The organism is Streptomyces sp. Mut1 (genome assembly GCF_030719295.1).
In the GTDB taxonomy this organism is placed as follows: Bacteria; Actinomycetota; Actinomycetes; order Streptomycetales; family Streptomycetaceae; genus Streptomyces; species Streptomyces castrisilvae.
The window spans coordinates 4116918-4135493 of sequence record NZ_CP120997.1 but is presented as its reverse complement, the minus strand read 5'-3'; the positions used below and the strand labels follow the sequence as shown (position 1 = coordinate 4135493).

16 protein-coding genes, 1 tRNA gene and 1 other RNA gene are annotated in these 18576 nt (G+C 68.6%); 4 read left to right on the top strand and 14 right to left on the bottom strand.

Annotated features, from left to right (window positions below):
• Nucleotides 1-216: 216 nt before the first annotated feature.
• The 4 genes from P8A18_RS17730 to ffs all read right to left on the bottom strand — a co-directional run bounded on the left by P8A18_RS17730 (nucleotide 217) and on the right by ffs (nucleotide 5928).
• Nucleotides 217-1905, bottom strand: coding sequence for a M48 family metalloprotease (locus P8A18_RS17730; RefSeq protein WP_306055812.1), 1689 nt, complete (start codon nucleotides 1903-1905; stop codon nucleotides 217-219).
• 231 nt (nucleotides 1906-2136) lie between these two features.
• Entirely contained in the window at nucleotides 2137-3414 is a 1278-nt protein-coding gene (gene purD, locus P8A18_RS17725) for a phosphoribosylamine--glycine ligase (protein ID WP_306055811.1), read from the bottom strand.
• A 159-nt stretch (nucleotides 3415-3573) separates the two neighbouring features.
• Complete coding sequence (locus P8A18_RS17720; RefSeq protein ID WP_306055810.1) at nucleotides 3574-5766, bottom strand: DNA polymerase III subunit gamma and tau; 2193 nt, start codon at nucleotides 5764-5766, stop codon at nucleotides 3574-3576.
• Between the two features lie 67 nt (nucleotides 5767-5833).
• An RNA gene (gene ffs / locus P8A18_RS17715) (signal recognition particle sRNA small type) lies at nucleotides 5834-5928 on the bottom strand.
• A gap of 132 nt (nucleotides 5929-6060) precedes the next feature.
• On the opposite strand from ffs, the gene P8A18_RS17710 reads away from it, so the two are divergent.
• A tRNA-Ser gene (locus P8A18_RS17710) sits at nucleotides 6061-6148 on the top strand.
• 446 nt (nucleotides 6149-6594) lie between these two features.
• Here the strand turns inward: P8A18_RS17710 and P8A18_RS17705 are convergent.
• The 6 genes from P8A18_RS17705 to P8A18_RS17680 form a co-directional block, all read right to left on the bottom strand.
• Nucleotides 6595-6828 (bottom strand): hypothetical protein, encoded by a 234-nt coding sequence (locus P8A18_RS17705; RefSeq protein WP_306055808.1) that lies wholly within the window; start codon nucleotides 6826-6828, stop codon nucleotides 6595-6597.
• 814 nt (nucleotides 6829-7642) lie between these two features.
• Nucleotides 7643-8230 (bottom strand): class IV adenylate cyclase, encoded by a 588-nt coding sequence (locus P8A18_RS17700; protein ID WP_306055807.1) that lies wholly within the window; start codon nucleotides 8228-8230, stop codon nucleotides 7643-7645.
• A 20-nt stretch (nucleotides 8231-8250) separates the two neighbouring features.
• Nucleotides 8251-8904, bottom strand: coding sequence for an SAM-dependent methyltransferase (locus P8A18_RS17695; RefSeq protein ID WP_306055806.1), 654 nt, complete (start codon nucleotides 8902-8904; stop codon nucleotides 8251-8253).
• Nucleotides 8822-9463, bottom strand: coding sequence for a P-loop nucleotide/nucleoside kinase family protein (locus P8A18_RS17690; protein WP_306055805.1), 642 nt, complete (start codon nucleotides 9461-9463; stop codon nucleotides 8822-8824). The genes P8A18_RS17695 and P8A18_RS17690 overlap by 83 nt, the downstream gene beginning before the upstream one ends.
• Complete coding sequence (locus P8A18_RS17685; RefSeq protein ID WP_306055804.1) at nucleotides 9456-10358, bottom strand: radical SAM protein; 903 nt, start codon at nucleotides 10356-10358, stop codon at nucleotides 9456-9458. The genes P8A18_RS17690 and P8A18_RS17685 overlap by 8 nt, the downstream gene beginning before the upstream one ends.
• 108 nt (nucleotides 10359-10466) lie before the next feature.
• On the bottom strand, nucleotides 10467-11159 hold the full coding sequence (locus P8A18_RS17680) for an HAD family hydrolase (RefSeq protein ID WP_306055802.1): 693 nt from the start codon (nucleotides 11157-11159) through the stop codon (nucleotides 10467-10469).
• Nucleotides 11160-11257: 98 nt separating this feature from the next.
• Here P8A18_RS17680 and P8A18_RS17675 point away from each other — a divergent pair, with 98 nt between their 5' ends.
• Both P8A18_RS17675 and P8A18_RS17670 read left to right on the top strand, forming a co-directional pair.
• Nucleotides 11258-12031, top strand: a complete 774-nt coding sequence (locus P8A18_RS17675) for an XRE family transcriptional regulator (RefSeq protein WP_306055801.1) — start codon at nucleotides 11258-11260, stop codon at nucleotides 12029-12031.
• Nucleotides 12018-12485 carry an NUDIX hydrolase gene (locus tag P8A18_RS17670; protein ID WP_306055799.1) on the top strand — a complete coding sequence of 156 codons (468 nt, stop codon included), beginning with the start codon at nucleotides 12018-12020 and terminating at the stop codon, nucleotides 12483-12485. Before P8A18_RS17675 ends, P8A18_RS17670 begins: the two co-directional genes overlap by 14 nt.
• Here the strand turns inward: P8A18_RS17670 and P8A18_RS17665 are convergent.
• A complete protein-coding gene (locus P8A18_RS17665; protein ID WP_306055798.1) occupies nucleotides 12473-13036 on the bottom strand; it encodes an HD domain-containing protein in 564 nt (187 codons plus the stop codon). The genes P8A18_RS17670 and P8A18_RS17665 overlap by 13 nt on opposite strands.
• 791 nt (nucleotides 13037-13827) lie before the next feature.
• Here P8A18_RS17665 and P8A18_RS17660 point away from each other — a divergent pair.
• Nucleotides 13828-14397, top strand: coding sequence for a helix-turn-helix domain-containing protein (locus tag P8A18_RS17660; protein ID WP_306055797.1), 570 nt, complete (start codon nucleotides 13828-13830; stop codon nucleotides 14395-14397).
• 442 nt (nucleotides 14398-14839) lie between these two features.
• Here P8A18_RS17660 and P8A18_RS17655 read toward each other — a convergent pair.
• The 3 genes from P8A18_RS17655 to P8A18_RS17645 form a co-directional block, all read right to left on the bottom strand.
• Nucleotides 14840-16023, bottom strand: a protein-coding gene (locus tag P8A18_RS17655; RefSeq protein WP_306053333.1) for an IS3 family transposase whose coding sequence is annotated in 2 segments (ribosomal slippage) — nucleotides 14840-15733 and nucleotides 15736-16023 — 1182 coding nt in all. Because the reading frame shifts where the segments join, the coding sequence is not laid out codon by codon here.
• Between the two features lie 234 nt (nucleotides 16024-16257).
• Entirely contained in the window at nucleotides 16258-16806 is a 549-nt protein-coding gene (locus tag P8A18_RS17650) for a hypothetical protein (RefSeq protein ID WP_306055795.1), read from the bottom strand.
• A 30-nt stretch (nucleotides 16807-16836) separates the two neighbouring features.
• Complete coding sequence (locus P8A18_RS17645) at nucleotides 16837-17757, bottom strand: hypothetical protein (protein WP_032747500.1); 921 nt, start codon at nucleotides 17755-17757, stop codon at nucleotides 16837-16839.
• Between the last annotated feature and the right edge of the window lie 819 nt (nucleotides 17758-18576).

The following is an 18576-nucleotide window of genomic DNA, read 5'->3' as shown; positions in this document are numbered from 1 at the left end:
CTCAGGCCCCCGGATCAACAGTGATGCGCCGACTGTCAGCGCCGTTCCCCAGCACATCACATAACGCACGCACTCCGTCACCGTTCGTCGCGAATTGACGTGAACGGAACCTGTTGCTCCGGTTATGAACTTGTTCTCGGCCACTTCGGCCGTCCCACCCTGCCGGTGAGACCTCTTTCGGACGTCCGTTGCGAGGTCTCTTTTCGGACGCCCGTTTCAGCCCAGACGCACCGGTTTGTCGGTGCGTACACCGACCGAGGCGAGCCAGGTACGCAGCGGGCCGGCGTCGCCGTCCTCGATCAGGCTGAGGACCGGGCTGCCGAGATCCGCCCGGCGTTCGCCGTCGACCAGCAGCGTGGGTCCGTCGAGCCAGTCGAGACCGGGCGCCGCACCGGCCGTGTCCACGGCGGCGCAGCAGACCATCGCCGCGACGTGATCGGCGAGCAGATCGGTGCCCGTACGGGGCGGCTGAAGCGGGAAGAGGGGCAGCGGATCGGGCCCCCACAGGGCCAGTACGTCGTCGCCGGAGCCGGAAGCGGAACCCGCGGAGCCGCCCGCCTGCGCGGAGCCGGGAGCCGCGTCCGGGACCCGCTCCTGAGCCTCGGCCTCCTCGCGGGCCACCGCCGCGCTGATCCCGGCCGCCAGCTCCTCGCCGCCGTGCTCCCCGGTCTCCAGGTGCTCCACGACGCGCGCCAGCGTCGGCACCCCGCCGAGGGCCGCGGCGGGCGGAACGCCCATGGCGTCCAGCACGCGGTGCAGCCGCGCCGCCTCCGAGCGCCACTTCCGGTCGACCACCTCGTCCGGATACTGCTGCCAGTCCACCGGGGCCCAGTCGGGGCCCGTCTCGGCGGGCCCGCCGTGAAAGAGGCGGGCCGCCAGCAGGGATGCCGCCTCGTCGGCCGCTCCCGGCTCCTCCAGCAGGTCGCAGGCGGGACGCTCGCCGAGCCGGGAGGCGTATCCCTCGGCCAGCCGGTCGCGGCGGGAGAGCTCGGTGAGGGCGGAGACGACGCCCGCGTCCAGCTGCGAGGGCCAGCGGCCCATCCGCCAGGCGGGCAGCGCGACGCGGGTGAGCAGCCGGTCCCAGCCGGCGTAGGCGAGGCCGACCTGCTCCTGGGCGACGATCCGCAGCCCGTAGTCCACCGCCTGGGCGCGCGTCGACGCGGCGGCGGCGACGCCCCTCTCCATCTCCGTCGCGTGCCCGCGGCAGCTGCGCAGCAGTATCCGGGCGATCCGCCCGACGAAGGCGCGCGGCAGCCGCAGCGCCCTGCGCACCGGGCCCCGGGCGGGGACGGAGGCGTCGGCGACCGCCCCGTCGAGGCCCCGCACGAAGCGCCGGGCGGCGGCTATGTCGGGGTGGGCGGAGGAACTGGTGCCCGCCACGACCGGGGCGAGCACCGCGCGCAGCTCGGCGACCCGCATCCACCACAGGAACGGGGAGCCGATGACCAGCACGGGGGCCGCCTGCGCGCGCCGGGCGGAGCCACCGGCCGACGGATGGCTGCGGTCCTCCAGCCAGCTGTCGCAGTCGGGCGTGAGCGCTATGGCCGAGGGCGCGGGCACCCCGAGCCGGTCCGCCAGGTCGTGGACCAGCCGGTAGAGATCGGGGGCGGCCGTCTCGCCGAGCGGGACGGTCGGGCTGACCGCCGGCTTCGCCCGTACGACCGCGGTCGCGACGGCCGCCGCGATCAGCAGGACGACGATCGCGCAGCCGGCCACGGCCCAGCGCGCCGCGGCCCAGCCGCTGCCGTCGGCGAAGCCCTGGGCGCCCGCGGCGAACAGGACCACGGCCAGTGCTGCGGGCAGCACGGCGACCGCTGTCGCCCTGCCGCGGATGCGCAGCAGGGCGCGGGCCCGGACACGCGCTGCCCGCGCACCCAGCTCCTCACCTGTACCGGTACCTGACACGGCCGGACTTCACCCCCTCTGCCCCCACGGCGGCGTTGCTCACTCCCCCACTGTGGCACCCGCCACCGACATCGCAATGCCGGTGGGCCAAGTGCCGGAACGCTTGCGCCGCACCCTAGTTGGGGGTTCGACGGGCGTCATCCGGATGGCTCAGCCGTCACCCGATGGAATGGCTTTGGGCAAAGGTGCCGACGTGAGAGGGGGTCGGAGGGGTAGGGGTTTTCGTTCGGATCAGGCCTGTGTGGGCTGCCCCGTCCGGGCGTCCTCCGCGGCCTTCTTCGCGATGTCCGTACGGAGCTGGGAACCGTCGAGCCGGATCCTGGCCGCCGCCGCGTAGGCACGCTCACGGGCGCCCGCGAGGTCGTCCGCCGTCGCCGTCACGGAGAGCACCCGCCCGCCCGCGCTGACGACCGTGTCGCCGTCGAGCCGGGTCCCGGCGTGCAGTACGTACGCGTGCGGGGCATCCTGCTCCGCGACCGCGTCCAGCCCCTCGATGGGGTCACCCGTGCGCGGGGTGCCCGGGTAGTTGTGCGAGGCGATCACGACGGTGACGGCGGCGTCGTCGCGCCACTTCAGCGGCGGCAGCGCGTCCAGGGTGCCGTTGGCGGCCCCCAGCAGCACTCCGGCCAGCGGCGTCCGCAGACGCGCCAGGACCACCTGGGTCTCCGGGTCGCCGAACCTGGCGTTGAACTCGATGACCCGGACCCCGCGCGAGGTGATCGCGAGGCCCGCGTACAGCAGCCCCGAGAACGGCGTACCGCGCCGGCGCAGCTCGTCCACGGTCGGCTGGAGGACGGACTGCATGACCTCCTCGACCAGCTTCGGGTCCGCCCACGGCAGGGGGCTGTACGCGCCCATGCCGCCGGTGTTCGGGCCCTCGTCGCCGTCGAGGGCGCGCTTGAAGTCCTGGGCGGGCTGGAGCGGCAGCACGGTGGTGCCGTCGGTGATCGCGAAGAGGCTCACCTCGGGGCCGTCGAGGAACTCCTCGATGACCACCCGGTCGCAGGCCAGCGCGTGGGCGCGGGCCGCCTCGACGTCATCGGTGACGACGACGCCCTTACCGGCGGCCAGACCGTCGTCCTTGACCACGTAGGGGGCGCCGAACGCGTCGAGCGCGGTGTCGATCTCGGCGGGCGTGGTGCACACGTAGCTGCGGGCGGTCGGTACGCCCGCCCCGGCCATGACGTCCTTGGCGAACGCCTTGGACCCCTCCAGCTGGGCGGCCGCGCCGGACGGGCCGAAGCACGGGATTCCCGCGGCGCGCACCGCGTCGGCGACCCCGGCGACGAGCGGTGCCTCGGGGCCGACGACCACCAGCCCGGCGCCCAGCTCGGTGGCGAGGCGCGCGACGGCAGCGCCGTCGAGGGCGTCGACCGGGTGCAGTTCGGCCACCTCTGCGATGCCGGCGTTGCCGGGGGCGCAGTACAGAGCGGTGACGTCGGGGTCGAGGGACAGAGAGCGGCACAGGGCGTGTTCGCGGGCGCCGCCGCCGATGACGAGGACCTTCACGGGGTGCAGCCTAGCCGCCGGGGCGCGGCGCCCTTGACGAGCGCCGATCCGTGGACACGGGGGCGGGGCGGTGCACCCCTCGCCGCTTGGCGCCCGGCCGTCCGGCGCCGCGCCTCGGCGCTACTGGTGGGCGCTACTCGTGGGCGCTAATCATTGGCGCTACTCATTGGTGAACTCCTCCACGACGGTGGCGCCCAGCTCGCGGACGATCAGCTCGTGCCCGGAGAGCGCGGAGTCGACGAGGTCCGGGTCGTCGGCCTCAGGGATGTCGTCCTCGGGGGCGACCGGCATGGGCGCCTCGGGGGCGGCGTACGACGCGGGCGGGGGCCCGGCCTGTGACCCTCCGCCGCTCGGCTGCTGCGGGGCAGGGGCGGGGGCCGGTGCGGAGGCGGGCCGTGACTCGTACGCCTGCGGCGCGGGCGCTGCGGGGCGAGGCGGGGCGGGCGGCGGGGTGTACGGACGCTGGCCGCCGGACTGCGCCTGCGAGGGCTGTCCGGCGCCCCCGGACGGGTCGACGATCGCCTCGATCTTCCACTGGGCGTTGAACCGCTCGACCAGCGCCTGCTTCAGGACCTCCTCGCTGCCGCTGCTCGCGAAGTTGTCGCGGGCACCGGCGTTGAGGAAGCCGATCTGCAGGGTGCTGCCGTCGAATCCGGTGACCTGGGCGTTCTGACTGAGAAGGATCCACGTGAAACGTCGGCGGTTCTTGACCGCCTCCAGGATGTCGGGCCACATGTTGCGCACCTGACCGGCGCCCTGCGTCATGCCCGGGGCGGGCTCAGCGGCTGCCGGGCCCGGCACGGGGGCAGCGGGCGCGGCAGGGGCCGCGGGGGTGCTCTGCGGGGCGGCCGCCCGGCCGGGGGTGGAGGCCGTGGGCCAGCCTCCGGGACGGCGCCCCTGCTCGGGGGCGGCGGCCGCGGCGGGCCAGGCACCGGGCCGCTGACCGGCGGCGGGCGCCTCGGCGGGCGGGGCCTGGGGCGGGGCGGCGGGCGGCGGTGTCTGCTGGGCGGGCGGGGCGGCCGGCGGGGGCGCGTCCCCCCGGACCGCGGCACGCGCGACGGCGGGCCCCGACCCGGCGTCCGGCTGCGGGGCGGGGCTGTGCGGGGCCGGCTGCGGGGCGGCCGGGGCGTGGGCGAGGGCCTCGGGCCCGGGGACGTAGCCCATGGCGGGCCCGGGGCCGGTCGTGGCGAAGGAGGCGCCCCGCTCCAGCCGGTCGAGCCGGGCCTGGAGGGAGCGCTCGTCGTCGAAGGCGGCGGGCAGCAGCACCCGGGCGCAGATGAGCTCGACCTGGAGGCGCGGCGAGGTGGCGCCACGCATCTCCGTAAGCCCCTCGTTGACCAGATCGGCCGCGCGGCTCAGCTCGGCGGCCCCGAACACGGACGCCTGGGCCTGCATCCGCTCCACGACATCGGCCGGCGCGTCGATAAGACCCTTCTCACCGGCGTCCGGCACGGCCGCCAGGATCACCAGGTCGCGCAGCCGCTCCAGCAGGTCGGCGACGAACCGGCGCGGGTCGTTTCCGCCCTCGATGACCCGGTCCACGACCTCGAAGGCCGCGGCCCCGTCGCCCGCCGCGAAGGCGTCCACGACCGAGTCGAGCAGCGAGCCGTCCGTATAACCGAGCAGTGACGTCGCCATGGCGTACGTCACACCCTCGTCGCCCGCGCCGGCGAGCAACTGGTCCATGACGGACATCGAGTCACGCACGGAACCGGCACCGGCCCGCACGACGAGCGGCAGGACCCCGTCGTCGACGTGGCTGTTCTCCCTGCCGCACACCTCGGCGAGGTAGTCGCGCAGCGTCCCCGGCGGCACGAGCCGGAACGGATAGTGGTGGGTACGCGACCGGATGGTGCCGATGACCTTCTCGGGCTCGGTGGTCGCGAAGATGAACTTCAGGTGCTCCGGCGGCTCCTCGACCACCTTCAGCAGGGCGTTGAACCCCGCCGAGGTCACCATGTGGGCCTCGTCGATGATGTAGATCTTGTAACGACTCGACGCCGGCCCGAAGAACGCCTTCTCCCGCAGATCACGGGCGTCGTCCACACCACCGTGCGAAGCGGCGTCGATCTCGATCACGTCGATCGACCCCGGCCCGTTGCGCGCCAGGTCCTGGCAGGACTGGCACTCCCCGCAGGGCGTGGGCGTGGGCCCCTGCTCGCAGTTCAGACAGCGGGCCAGGATGCGCGCACTGGTCGTCTTGCCGCAGCCTCGCGGGCCGCTGAACAGGTACGCGTGATTGACCCGGTTGTTCCGCAAGGCCTGCTGGAGCGGGTCAGTGACATGCTCCTGACCGATGACCTCGGCGAATGACTCGGGGCGGTAGCGGCGGTACAGCGCAAGGGACGACACACCTACGAGGTTATCGGGGCGGACTGACAACCGGCCCCGCCCCGGGCCACCACCGGCCCCCGGGCACGCAAGGGCCCCCCACGCACCCGCCAGAGCCAACCTACCCTTGCTGCCTTCCGGCCCTGGGGGAGTTCAGTCAGATAGCGCCACGTGAGGGGCTGACGCCCACCTTAACCGATCCCCACCCCCGCAAGTCCACCTCCCCCACCACCCCCCACACCTCCGGGACCCCCGGACCCCCTCCCCGGGGAACGGGTTCGCGAGCACTCCTCAACGTCTTGTATTGTTTGCCACGGAGGATTCGCCTAGTGGCCTAGGGCGCACGCTTGGAAAGCGTGTTGGGGGCAACCCCTCACGAGTTCGAATCTCGTATCCTCCGCCATTGCTCTCACCGGGCAATACGTCGAAGGCCCCCGCTGCTTGCAGCGGGGGCCTTCGACGTTGGTGGATCCAGCTTTGGCTGGAGTCCCCGGCCACCGCCCGTTGAGGACTGCCCGGCACACGTTGCAGTGCTCTGCAGAACCAGCCCCTCGATGCAGACCGGCTCCTCCTCCTGGAGGCACAGCGCCGGCACGAACCAGTCCGCGTGAATCGCGCCACAATGACCGGCACCCTCGCTGAGGAGGCAGTGGCGATCGCTGCTCGGTACGCACTTCCAGACTTCGAGGTGCCGGTAGCCGCCGCGGATCACCATCTCCTTGCGGTCAACAATGTCCTTCCACGACATGTCGTCGACGCGCACCCAGGGGCGCGGTCAATCAGGGAGGCGGTCCGGTCCTTCGCCACCCGCAGCGGGGTGATGCCGTGCTCCACTGCGTGGACCGAACGCTAGTGCACGCTGCTGGGGCCGAGGCGGTGGTACTGGATCTCGCAGCCGGCCCTGAGACCACCGGGCCCGGTGACGACGGCGTCCGAGACGCTCCGCCGGTTCGCCATGGGAACCTCCGCCTCGGCGTTCAGGCCGTACCGTCCGGCGGTCGCGACGATCCGTTCCTTGGTGGCCTTGTGCTGGGCGCTCTCCGCCGGGGCCGCCTTGTGCGTGATCGGCAGGTGCGAGGCCACGAGAGGCCGTCGGCCCCCGGCTCTGCCTCGGCGGATGAACGTCCACGGGGACTTCCCACCGGTCTCCGACAGGCATTCCCGCCCGTCGTGGTGCGCGAGGCATTCAAGCAGCTGCGCATCGCGATCGGAGACCCTGGCAGTGATCTCCCGCAACAGATCGGGACGCCCGGGGTGCCCGAGATCAGGCAGCGACAGATTGATCTCTATGCCATATCCGGTGTGCCACACCCCATTTGCCATCTCTCAACCACAGAAGCGCCCACGGATACCCAACAGGGCGCTTCCCAAAGGGAGATGGACGACAACAGGTTGGCCTCTTGGCCCATACCGGGGGCCGCGCCGTACGCCAGACCGACTTCGCGGACAGCGGCGGCACGGATGTGGATGTGGTCGTCGGCGTGGCGCACGGCACTCCAGCGGCAGGCCGGGTCGTCGCCCCAGATCCATCCGTCAGATGGCGTTCTCGTCGCGTCCGGGGTCGGGCGCGTCATGAGCCCCGAAGGCGTGGTTCCGCGTTACTGCTGCGCTAATGCGAGCCGCATACGCCAGAGTCCACGCTGACGGCTGCTGCCATGGCACGTAGGCGTTGTCCCTGGTGGCAACCGTCGGAGAGGCGCCCGCCGCACTCACGGGGCCGATCCATAGAACACGGGTCCATCGCTGGCCGCAGTGGAGCCAGCAGAAGCCGTCAGTCCACGTATTGCCGTCGTCAGTGTCTGCCGCAGCGGGCAGACCGCCGCGCGTGAACTCGACGATGCCGGGTATGACCCGAGGCGTCACGGCCAGTTCTATGGGCACAGCCCCGCCCCCGAGATCACTCGCTCGGGACAGTTGCCCTGGTTGCAGCCTGCTTGTCGGAGTCGGCGAAGAGGAGCGTGGGCTCGGCCAGGATGTCCCGGCCGGCCTCGCTCTTGTAGATCTCGTCGACGCTGCCGAATCGTGCCTCGGTGTAGTCGAGGTCGAGCAGGGCTGCTGCCTGGCGGACCGATGCCTCGTCGGGGCCTTCGACCTCGACGAAGGTGGGGAGGTCCGGCCAGGTGTCGAAGTCGAAGGCGACTTCGCCCAGGCGCCACTCCTCGCGGTAGTTCTCCTGGTAGCGGACTTCGCGCAGGCCGACGTTGCGGAGGATCTCGGCCATGGCGTGCAGGTCGGACACCTCGGTCTCGATCTCGGTGGTGCCGTCGATCGTCGTGGAGTCGGTGACCTGCTTCAGCGTGAGCGTGGAACGGGTGGCCTCGTCCCTCAGGCGGACCCAGGCGCCGCCTTCGAGGGCGTCGTTCTCGAAGATCTTCCGGGTGAGGAGGGTGCGCGGAAATGCCTGGACGGCTCCGAGCGCCGTCAGTTTGGCCTGGAGGCCGTCGACGTCGACGGCGAGGAACTTGGCCTCGTACTCGTGCTTCATATGTCCTTCTTCCCGTAGCTCTAGGAGGGGGTGGACGCGCGGGCTGCGAGGAGAAGGCCCATGCGGTGGTTGTGGTCCTGCAGCTGTCCGACGTGCGCCTGCTCGGTGAACTCGTTGGTCCGCAGTGTGAGCAGGACGTCCCAGTCCCCGATGAAGTAATGCCGCAGCTTCTCGGGGGATGTGTAGTGCTCCAGCACGTGGTGGCGTTGCGTGAGGGGCATCATGAACTCCGCGCCGAACAGACCGCCGGGCCGGACCAGGCGCTGCATGCGGTCGACGAACTCGCCGAACGGCCGGTGGTGGTTGGCACTGTAATGCCACGAGCAGCTCGTCCAGACGGCATCACAGGGGGCGGTGACGGGTTCGGAGGCGAGGAAGTCCTCCTCCACGACCTGGACACGGTCGTGAAGCCCTTCCTGCTTCAGCCGCTCGATCATGCCCGTCGCGTGACCGGTTCTGCCACCCGGGAGTTGGACTTCGCCGCCGTGGAGGGCGAGCGGGTCGCGCTCGATGGCGATGACGCGGTAGCCGGCCGCGGCCAGTGGCACGACGAGTCTGCCGTCGCTCGCGCCGATGACCGTCACGGTGGAGTCAGGCTCCGTACGCTCCTTCAGCGCGGCGAGGAACTGGGGGAAGAAGGTGAGGGTGTGCCGCCACATGCTGGGTGTCTGCACGGGGTTGCTCTCCTTGCGGGTGGGTGCTCAGGACGGCTCGGAGTGCCTCGTCAGGGGTGAGTCCGGTGGTGTTCACGCGGTGCATTGGGAACGAGGCGTAGGCGTCGGTGATCTTGTCTGCGGTGATCTCGGCGAGGGTGTCCCAACGCGAGACAGGCTTGTCGCGCCGGGCGAGTCGGCGCTGGCGCTCGTCCTCCGCGCAGACGAGGTAGTGGGTGACGGGACGCGGGATGCCCGGCGGCAGGGACACGGAGAGGTTGGCTCCGAAAGCGCGGTGGTTGGCCAGACAGCGTGCGAAGTAGCTTTCGACGACGACCGGGATGCCGGCGGACAGGTACCGCTGGATCTGATCGGTGGCGGTGAACAGGGCCGAGAGGTAGAAGCACATGCGCGCCTCTGCGTTTCCCAGCCGGTCGACCTCCTGCCGCAGTGCCTGGTAGGTGAGTGGCACGGTCGGGACCAGTACCGCGCCACGAGCAGCCGCGAGCATGGGGGCGAGGGTGGATTTGCCTGTGCCGCGGAGCCCTTCGACGCTCTCGAACGACGCCGAGTCAGACACGTCCGTACACCACGTCCGGCACCGCGAGGGTGAGTTCGTCGGTGGCGGACGGCCGGTGGGCGATGTGATCGGTGAGCTTGTCGTACCAGAAGGCGTGCGAGTCCTTGCCGACAGCCTTGCAGGACATGGTGAGCGCGCCGCGCGGGTCGGCCTCGATCCGCTCGATCTCCACAGGGCCCCCGGAGGGGAGGCACGCGTCTGGTGCACCGAGCTCGGACAGGTCCTCGTCGAGGATCACCTCGATGTCCAGCTCGGCCGAGGCCAGGCGCTCCCGCAGACGGGTGTAGGCCGTGGCGTCGTTGACGAGGAGCTCGGGGTGGTCCGCTGCGTTGCCGACCGGCCGGAGGCAGTGGAGTTTCAGCTGCTCCACCCCGTAGTGCTGCAGTGTGCGGGCGAGCGGCAGGACCTCGTCGATATTGCGTGAGGTGACCGTCATGGTCGCGCCGGCGCGGACGCCGAGCTGCTGGGCGATTTCGAGGGCGCTCAGGGCACTGCGGTAGCTTCCGAACTTGCGGATCGTGTCGTTGGTCGTGCCGATGCCCTCCAGTGACACTCGGAGCAGGTCCAGGTCGGGGGCGATCTCGGTGAGCCGGCGCTCGATGCGGTAGCCGTTGGTGCAGATCTCGACCTGCATGCCCAGGTCCCGCTTGGCGTACCGGACGACCTGGGCGAGGTCTCGGTAGACGAACGGCTCGCCGCCCAGCAGGGTGACAGCCTCGGTGTCGTACTCGTCGCGCATCAGCGTGAGGAGGTTGACCGCCTCGTCCGTGGTGAAGGCGTCGGCGTGCTGGAGCCGTTTGCCGTGGAAGCAGTGCAGGCATTCGAAGTTGCAGCGGTAGAGCAGCTGCAGGTACAGCATCCGGATCCTGCGGATCCCGGTGATTTCGCTGATCACGAGGGTCTCCTTCGAGGCGCTTGCCTGGTGGGAGACCTGATATTGGCGGGACAGGTACGGACCTCGTCACCGCGTATCGGGACGCTCCGAGGACGTCCTGGGACGTTTTCAGCGTGCGGAGAGCGCCTCCAGAATCCCGAGTACACGGCCGGTGTCCGTCAGATCGGGCAGGACCGTACGGGCACCGGCGGCTGCCAGCTCTTCGGTGCTGTGGACGCCGGAGGCGACCGCGATGATCTCGGAACCCGTGACGAGTGCGGCCTCCACGTCCCTCGGAGTGTCTCCGACGAGCACGACGGGCACGCCATCCGGGGCGCCCCGTAGCTGCCGGGCCCGCTCCCGGGCGACAGCGACCAGGTCGGGGCGTTGGAGGGCATCGGCCCCGTAGGCGCCAACCGGCAGGTCGAGGAGGGGATCAAGGCCGAAGGCCGCGACCTTCACGCGGGCGTTGTCCGCGATATTGCCTGTGAGCACCGACGACACCCAACTGCTGCGCACGGAGACCTCCTTCAGGACTTCCCGCACACCGGGCAGGGCTGTTCCCCGCTGGCTGAGGGCGTGGAGACGGGCCTCCCCGGCGTAGGCGAGAGCCTTCTCGACCGCTGGCCAGTCCGGCTCGGCCAGGCCGTTCCGCTCGAACATGTCGCGCATGATCAGCCGGTCCGTACGCCCTTCCGTCCGCGCCGGCCCCGCGGGCGCCCTTCCCGCCAGGGCCGTGAAGGCGGCGGCGTAGATCTCCTTGCTGACCCCTGAGTTCTCGATGAGAGTGTGGTCGATGTCCCACAGGACGATGAGCTCCATGCATCCAGCGTAAATACAGCGGTCATGCCCCCCTCCTTCCGCGGAACGTCCCGAAACGTCCTTGCCGCTCCTGACCGGTCTCGGCTTGTATGGCGTCTGTGAACGAGCGATTGCACTCCGTGCTCGCCCAGCGCGGCATCCCACCCGAATCACTCGCCGAAGTCTGCGAGGTGGACCCCAAGACCGTCGGCCGGTGGCTCGGCGGGCGCGTTCCCCATCCTCGCCACCGCTTCCGTGTCGCCAAGCACTTACGGGTCGAGGAACTCTTCCTCTGGCCCGCACCGGTGCCGAGCACTCAGCAGCAGCTGGCAGGGTCAGGACAGGAACTGGTCGGGACCTACCAGAATCGGGCGAGCGTCCCGCGAGACACGTGGCTGTCGCTGCTCAATGGCGCCCAGGAGCAGATCAGCGTCCTCGTCTTCTCCGGCACCTTCTTCGCCCAGTCCAACCCTCACGTCGCCAAGATGCTCGCCGAACGCGCATCGAGCGGAGTGCGAGTGCGGCTCTGCTTCGGCGACTCGAAGGGCCAGGCCGCAGCAATCCGGGGCCACGAAGAGGGAATCGGCGACACACTCGCCGCCAAGATCCGTGCCTCCCTGACCTACTACCGGCCCCTGTTGTCCGAGGCCGGATGCGAGGTGAGACTGCACGACACCACGCTCTACACCTCCATGTTCCGGTACGACGATGATCTTCTGATCAACCCGCACGTCTGGGGCCAGCCGGCCAGTGCCAACCCCCTCCTCCATCTCCGCAGAGCAGACACGGCGGGCTGGTTCGACAACTACGCTCAGAGTTTCGAAGCTGTCTGGGCCACCGCACGGCCCTGGACACCAGACCAGGAGGGGCCCTCGCCACATGGGCAGGACTGAGTACTACAACGACCCCAAGGCCCCCAAGGCGAACACGCTCATCCCCGCCAACAACCTGCTCGTCGTCGACGACAACGGCGCCATACTCCTCCAGCGCCGCCGGGACACCGGCCAGTGGGCCCTGCCGGGGGGCGCGCAGGACATCGGCGAGACTGCGGCCCAGTGCGCAGTGCGTGAATGCCTTGAAGAGACCGGGATCATCGCCGAGATCACGGGCTTCTTGGGGGTCTACACAAACCCGAACCACATCGTGGCCTACACCGACGGCGAGATCCGCCAGCAGTACGAGAACACCTACATCGGCCGCCCCGTAGGCGGCGAGCCCACCATTAACGACGAGGCCGACGGCGTCCGCTACGTCCAGCCAGACGACCTGGACCGGTACGACATCCACCCCAGCATGCGCCAACAGATCGGCGACTACCTCGCTGGCACCTACCCCTACCTGGGCTGAGCCGCCAGCGCCGCCTCCACCCGCCCTACGGCGGCGAAGATCTCCGGCTCTGCCCGACGGATGAACCGCCCCACCAGGCTGTCTGCACCGTAACGATTCGTGACCTCCTCCAGCCGACCCTCGGCAGACGTGCCGTTCCCGTCAGGCGTCGTCGTCATGTCGCAATACACCAAGGCATCCACGAGCCGGTGGTCGTCGAGCAGTGGAAATTCGGCTTCCAGATCGCCCCGTAGCCCACGCTCCTCCGCCTCCAGCAACGCCAACGAGTGGTTTGCCACCAACCGCACCAGCCGCTCATCCGCAGCGTGGTCGTCACGAAGGAACCGGGCACCATCCAGCGGATGAAAGCCTGTCGCTGCCAGCCGCGGTGCGTAGCCCACATCGTGCAGTACAGCGGCAGAAGCCAGCAGGGCAGCGTCCTCGCCCAGTACCTCCGTCAGTTCGACCGCGCGCCGGGCAACCCCTTGAGAGTGCTCCCATCTACGAGGAAGCGGCTCGCTCAACTCCGCCTCGGCCACGGCGTACGCCCACTTCGCCATCGCACCGTCCATGACTTGATGCGTTCCCAAGTACCGCATGGCACAGTCTCAGCCGTACGAATCAGCGCGGCATGTCTAGCGGCAGCTGAAGACGAGCGGTGCACCGAGGAGTACCTACGCAGGTAGCCCGTACAGATGCTTCCTCCGTCCAGAGAAGGGTCACCTTGACGTGCCGTCAGCTGAACTCCGACGGGCCCGGTCGACCTCGTTTTCAGCAACCGGGCCCCATCCAACCAGGAGGACTCCCGCACCTATTTCCTCGGAGCTGTAGTCCTGCAGCAACGCTGTAGGCCGCCACGCCGACTCGTGTCGTCACACATCATCGATGGCCAACAGCGTCTGACCACCCTCCAAGTGCTCTTCGCAGGCCCCTCGTCGGGCCCAACAGGCTGTACCACTCTCTCGTCGTCGACTTCACGTCTCCACGACGCCTTGTCGGCTGGCGTTGCTCACAACGTGATCATCGCAACTGCCGCCATCCCAGCAGCCGCAGAGCCCCAACGGAAGACCTCCTTGGCAACGCGCATTCGGGTCGGGTCGGTCGCGAGCGGAGCCATCTCGTCGTAGAACTGGCGCGCTCCTGCGGCTGCCCCTCCCACGACAGGCAGCGCGTAAATCCCACCCGAAGGCCCGGCTTTCTCAGCCGGCGCAAGGGCCTCAGAGCCACGGCCGAAGTTGTCCGTCTCCACACCCATCATCTCCAACAATTGAACGACTTGTTGCCAACAGTTCGGAGAGTACACCCAGCCCAGTGGAGGGTGCAACAACTTCCGACCAGTCAATAGTTGGGATAGCCTTGCGGCGTGAAGGACGGTGACGGGCACCTCGAAGCCCACATTGGCGAGCCGTCGCCATTCGTGGACATGGTCGTAGGGCCCGGAGAATCAGATAACGGCCGCTTCGGGGGACTCTTGGAGCGCCTGCGCTGGAAGGCTGGCCTATCCCGCGCCGATGCGGCGACGAAACTCGGCTTCTCTTCCGAGTACCTGCGCCTCATGGAGGTCGGCAAGCGCACCCCTGCCCTCGGACAGATGCGAAATGTACTGAGTGCCTACGGCGCGGTCGGTGCGGTGGAAGAGATCTCGCCCCAGGGCTACCGGCAGGACTTGTTGGTCTTTGACCCGGGCGATGGCGACGACGGTGATCCGACCGTCGTCGAGTTCACGAGTAGGATCCGCGAAGCCCGACGAAGCGCACTCGGCGGTCTTCCGGACGACGACTCACAGCAGACGGCCTACGAACGCCCGGCCGCAAGCCGGGCTGCCGAACTCGGCATGGTGGTCTCCCTCCTGACCCGAGCCGATGACGCCACTTTGCGCAAGGTTCGCAAGTTTTTGGAGACTGGAAGCCGTCAAGCAGACCCACCTCCATAGGCGTGCTAACTGCCCTGCGGAGGGATTTGCAGTCCCAGGAACCATCATCGTCAGGAAGGTCTAGCCCGAGATCTGGTCTCAGTTCTGGTCTCGTTCACCCCTGCCCAACGCCGTCCAGAACCGGGGAGGCGATGGTCTCCGCTCCAGGTCAGAACGCCCCCGTTCTGCGGCGGACCCCCAAGCGAACATTTGGAAAGCGTGTTGGGGGCAACCCCTCACGAGTTCGAATCTCGTATCCTCCGCCATTGCTCTCACCGGGCAATACGTCGAAGGCCCCCGCTGCTTGCAGCGGGGGCCTTCGACGTTGGTGGATCCAGCTTTGGCTGGAGTCCCCGGCTACCGCCCGTTGAGGACTGCCCGGCACACGTTGCAGTACATGGCCGCGTTCTGCCCGTACCGCCGCATCATCTGGGACTGCTGCACGCGTAGGTGACAGCGGGTTCTATGCAGCCAGGGCTGCGGGTGGGGTCATGATGGCTTCGTACTCGATGGGGGTCAATCGGGCCAGGCGTTTCTGACGCCGGCGTCGGTGGTAGGTGCGCTCGATCCAGGTGACGATGGCGATCCGCAGTTCCTGGCGGGTGGCCCAGGTGCGGCGGTCGAGGACGTTCTTCTGCAGCAGCGCGAAGAAGCTTTCCATGGCCGCGTTGTCGCCGGCGGCACCGACTCTGCCCATCGATCCGATCATGCTGTGACGTGCGAGAACGGCAACGAACCTCCGGGAACGAAATTGCGACCCTCGGTCGGAATGCACGATGCATCCAGCGACCTGGCCGCGGCGGGCGACGGCGGATTCCAGGGCTTTGACGGCAAGGCTGGACTTCATCCGGGCGTCGATGGAGTAGCCCACGATGCGGCTGGAGTACACGTCCTTGACCGCGCACAGGTAGAGCTTGCCCTCGCCGGTGGCGTGCTCGGTGATGTCCGTCAGCCACAGCCGGTTCGGCCCGGCAGCAGTGAAGTCCCGCCGGACCCGGTCGTCGTGGACCGGCGGGCCGGCCTTGGTGTTCTTGCCTCGGCCTCGGCGTTTGCCGAACGCGCTCCACCAGCGGTTGTCGCGGCAGATCCGCCAGGCGGTCCGCTCGGCCATGGCCTCACCGGCCGCCCGGGCCTCGTCGGCCAGGAAACGGTGTCCGAACTCCGGGTCGTCGCGATGCGCGTCGAACAGGGCGTCGGCCCGGTATGCCTCGGCCCTCTCGGTGTCGGTGACCGGTGAAGCCAGCCACCGGTAGTAGGGCTGGCGGGCCAGATTGAGCACCCGGCACGTCACCGCCACCGGCACCCGGTCAGGGGCAGCGGCGGCGGCCAGCTCGCGGACGAGCGGGTACATCATTTTGACGGCAGGTTCGCCTGCGACAGATACGCCGCAGCCCTGCGCAGTACCTCGTTCTCCTGCTCCAGGAGCCGGATGCGCTTACGGGCCTCGCGCAGCTCGGCCGACTCACCCGACACCGGCGCGGGCTTGGCGCCGCCCTCGTCGGTGTCGGCGCGGCGCAGCCACTTCGACAACGTGATCGGGTGGACGCCGAAGTCGGCGGCGATCTGTTCCAGCGTGACGCCGGGCTCGCGGTTGCGTGCGACCCGCACGACGTCCTCGCGGAACTCTTTCGGATACGGCTTGGGCACTGCAACATCCTTCCAGGCCGCCTCTCAGCAAGCCAGGTCAGGTGTCACCTATCCGTGCAGCAGTCCCCAATCGGGCAGGGTGCCACAGCATGTGGCTGTCGCTACTCGTGGGAACCGAGATCGGGACTGCATAGCCGCCCCATCGCTGTACGGTGCGCCCCCAGCCGCCTCCAGCTAGGTAATCACCGAGGATTCACAGCTAGGCCACTACCGCACGCCCGGGTACATGTACCTTCAGCGCCGGGTCCGTTCCCGCCGGCGCAGCCAGGCAGGGTCCCTAACAGGAGTTGTCGTTTGCTCTTCGCGGACCAGGTCCGCGTCTGAAACCTGCATCATGCGATCGAACAACCAGACCAGCCGCATGAAGCGAAGCGAAGCAAACACCATGGTGTACTCGAACAAAAAGCGGCAGGAAAGAGGATCCGTCTCTCTGTCAAGCGCCAGGGAGATCAACAACAACAGACAGCAGAGCGCAGTGCTCTGGATCAAACTGCGCCAGCTGCGCCTGAGCTCCTCGTGGTGTTGTGCGCGCACCGCCCGCAGCCGTTCACCGTTGGCGGCGGTGTAGAGCGAGACTGCGATAGCACTCAGACCGCCGATGGCTGACACCACGCCAGCGGCCGTAGCGTACAGATCGGTGCGCTGCCCCGAGTCAATCCACGAGAGCCAATCCGACGACCCCGTACTTCGTATGACGAAGATGTGAACTCCGACGGCCAGAGCTGCGAGGAGGTAGTCGATCCAGAGGTAGGCGGCCCAGCGATCTTCGATGCTCGTACGCACACTCACGTGCCCCCCAGTTCATCGCCCAGGTCACGAGTCCCCTGCATCGACCGCCAGCCGCAGGGCGTCCTCGTGCTCGATGGCTGCTGCCAGGATCGCATCTACCGCTGACACGATCCGGATCGAGTTGCCCTCACCATCAGTGGCTGGCACGCGCTTCTTAGCAGTGATGCTGTGTTCGACCAGTTCAACGAGGCGAGTGTGCTCCGGCCCGCCCGGATCTGAGTAGACCAGCCGCGCGCGCGCCCGCTCGGCTCCAGTGACCACGTCCGAGATTTCCTCAAGATCAGCGAGGAGGTGCTCGCGGTGCTCCCGAAGTTCCTTCTTCTTCGGAACGGAAATAATCATCGTCACGCTGATCTCCCCGTACGCCTCGCCCGCCACACGAAGTGTGCGCGCAAGTCCGCCCCGGCGCTCCTGCAAGGCGCCCATCTTGTTGGCCATGATCTTGACTTCGACGCGACTGGCGCCAGAAGCGGTCTTCAACCGCTCCATCTCTGCATGCGCGACGACCGGCCGAACCTGCAGCTGGAAGCCAGGGAACAGCTGGATCCCGTTCAGCCAGGTTTCCAGGGCCTTGTGACTAGGAGCAGATACGCCGCCCTGCATGATCCCAATGACGTTCCCGAAAGGAAGGAAGCAGATCACCGAAGTGTCCACGTATCCCTCCTGCGCGGACTGTTCCAGTTCTCGCAGATCACCCGTGTCCCAGTTCACCACCGACAGCCACTCACCCGCATCCTTCACTCGGTGCAGCAGCAAGTGGTCCTGCATGTCGTAAGTGGCGACAGTCCCTACCATGTGCGAGTCGCCCTCGAAGGATCGAGACGCAACATCTGCCCGAGCAACGTCGGAAAGCGCGCCGTCCCAATCCATCCGGTTCGCGGCTCGTTTGGCCACTCCGTCTTGGACCACAACAACTTCATAGAAGCCGACTGTGCGCTCCTTCATATGACCCAACGTGGCCAAGGCGACCCCCTCGCATCTCCAGCGCGCAGCTGCCCTATCGTCAGCCCGCCCGCCCATCAGCACGTCCGATCTGATCGTAGACCTCGGCCCATGTCGCATCGATACCCGTCACGAAACCCGCCGCCACAGGGGCCCGGCATTTGGCGGCGCCAAGCAGGGGAAAACGAACCCGCAAGAGATGCAGTCATGCCCGCCGTCAACCAGCCCGACTGCTGCCGCGCATCGTGCATCCTGCTCATCGAGCGACGCGTTGACCGCTACAGACGTGAGCCACCCCTTGGGGAGCAGCACGATCCGCCAACCTTGGTTGCCCTGCGCGACAGTGCTCACGGCACCAGTCCATCCACAGCACCTGGCTGCCGGCACTGCTCGACTTTGGACGATTCTGAGACCGTTCCCTACATGACCTTAAGCGCGGCCATCTGCCGCTCGCAGCACCGTTTGGACCAGGCGCGATTCCAGAGCTGCTGCCCCGCGCTGGGCTCCTGTGGCTCTGGTGTTCTTGGCCCGTTTGTCGGCTGCCTGGTACCGACGCTTCAGTCTTGCGCGCTCTTCCTCAAGGGACGCAAATGCCTTCTCCTTGGTCGCTGACGTTTCACGAAGGCGCTGCACCAACGCGGTCTTCCGCTCGGCCCACTCATGCAGTCGGCAACCCTCACACACCCATGAGTTGGCCCGTACGCGGAGCAGATACGTATTGCACCGCGTACAAGGGGTGGAACTGAACTCCAGCCTAACTGCGTAGATGCGGCCGCGCGGCTGGGCGGTGCTGCCCCCAGCAGTCAGAGCGACGTGGTTGTT

Coding starts and splice junctions, on each gene's coding strand:
- P8A18_RS17700 (WP_306055807.1), bottom strand. CDS start 8,230: ATGAAGCACGAGTACGAGGCCAAGTTCCTCGCCGTCGACGTCGACGGC.
- P8A18_RS17680 (WP_306055802.1), bottom strand. CDS start 11,159: ATGGAGCTCATCGTCCTGTGGGACATCGACCACACTCTCATCGAGAAC.
- P8A18_RS17645 (WP_032747500.1), bottom strand. CDS start 17,757: ATGAAGGAGCGCACAGTCGGCTTCTATGAAGTTGTTGTGGTCCAAGAC.
- P8A18_RS17670 (WP_306055799.1), top strand. CDS start 12,018: ATGGGCAGGACTGAGTACTACAACGACCCCAAGGCCCCCAAGGCGAAC.
- P8A18_RS17665 (WP_306055798.1), bottom strand. CDS start 13,036: ATGGACGGTGCGATGGCGAAGTGGGCGTACGCCGTGGCCGAGGCGGAG.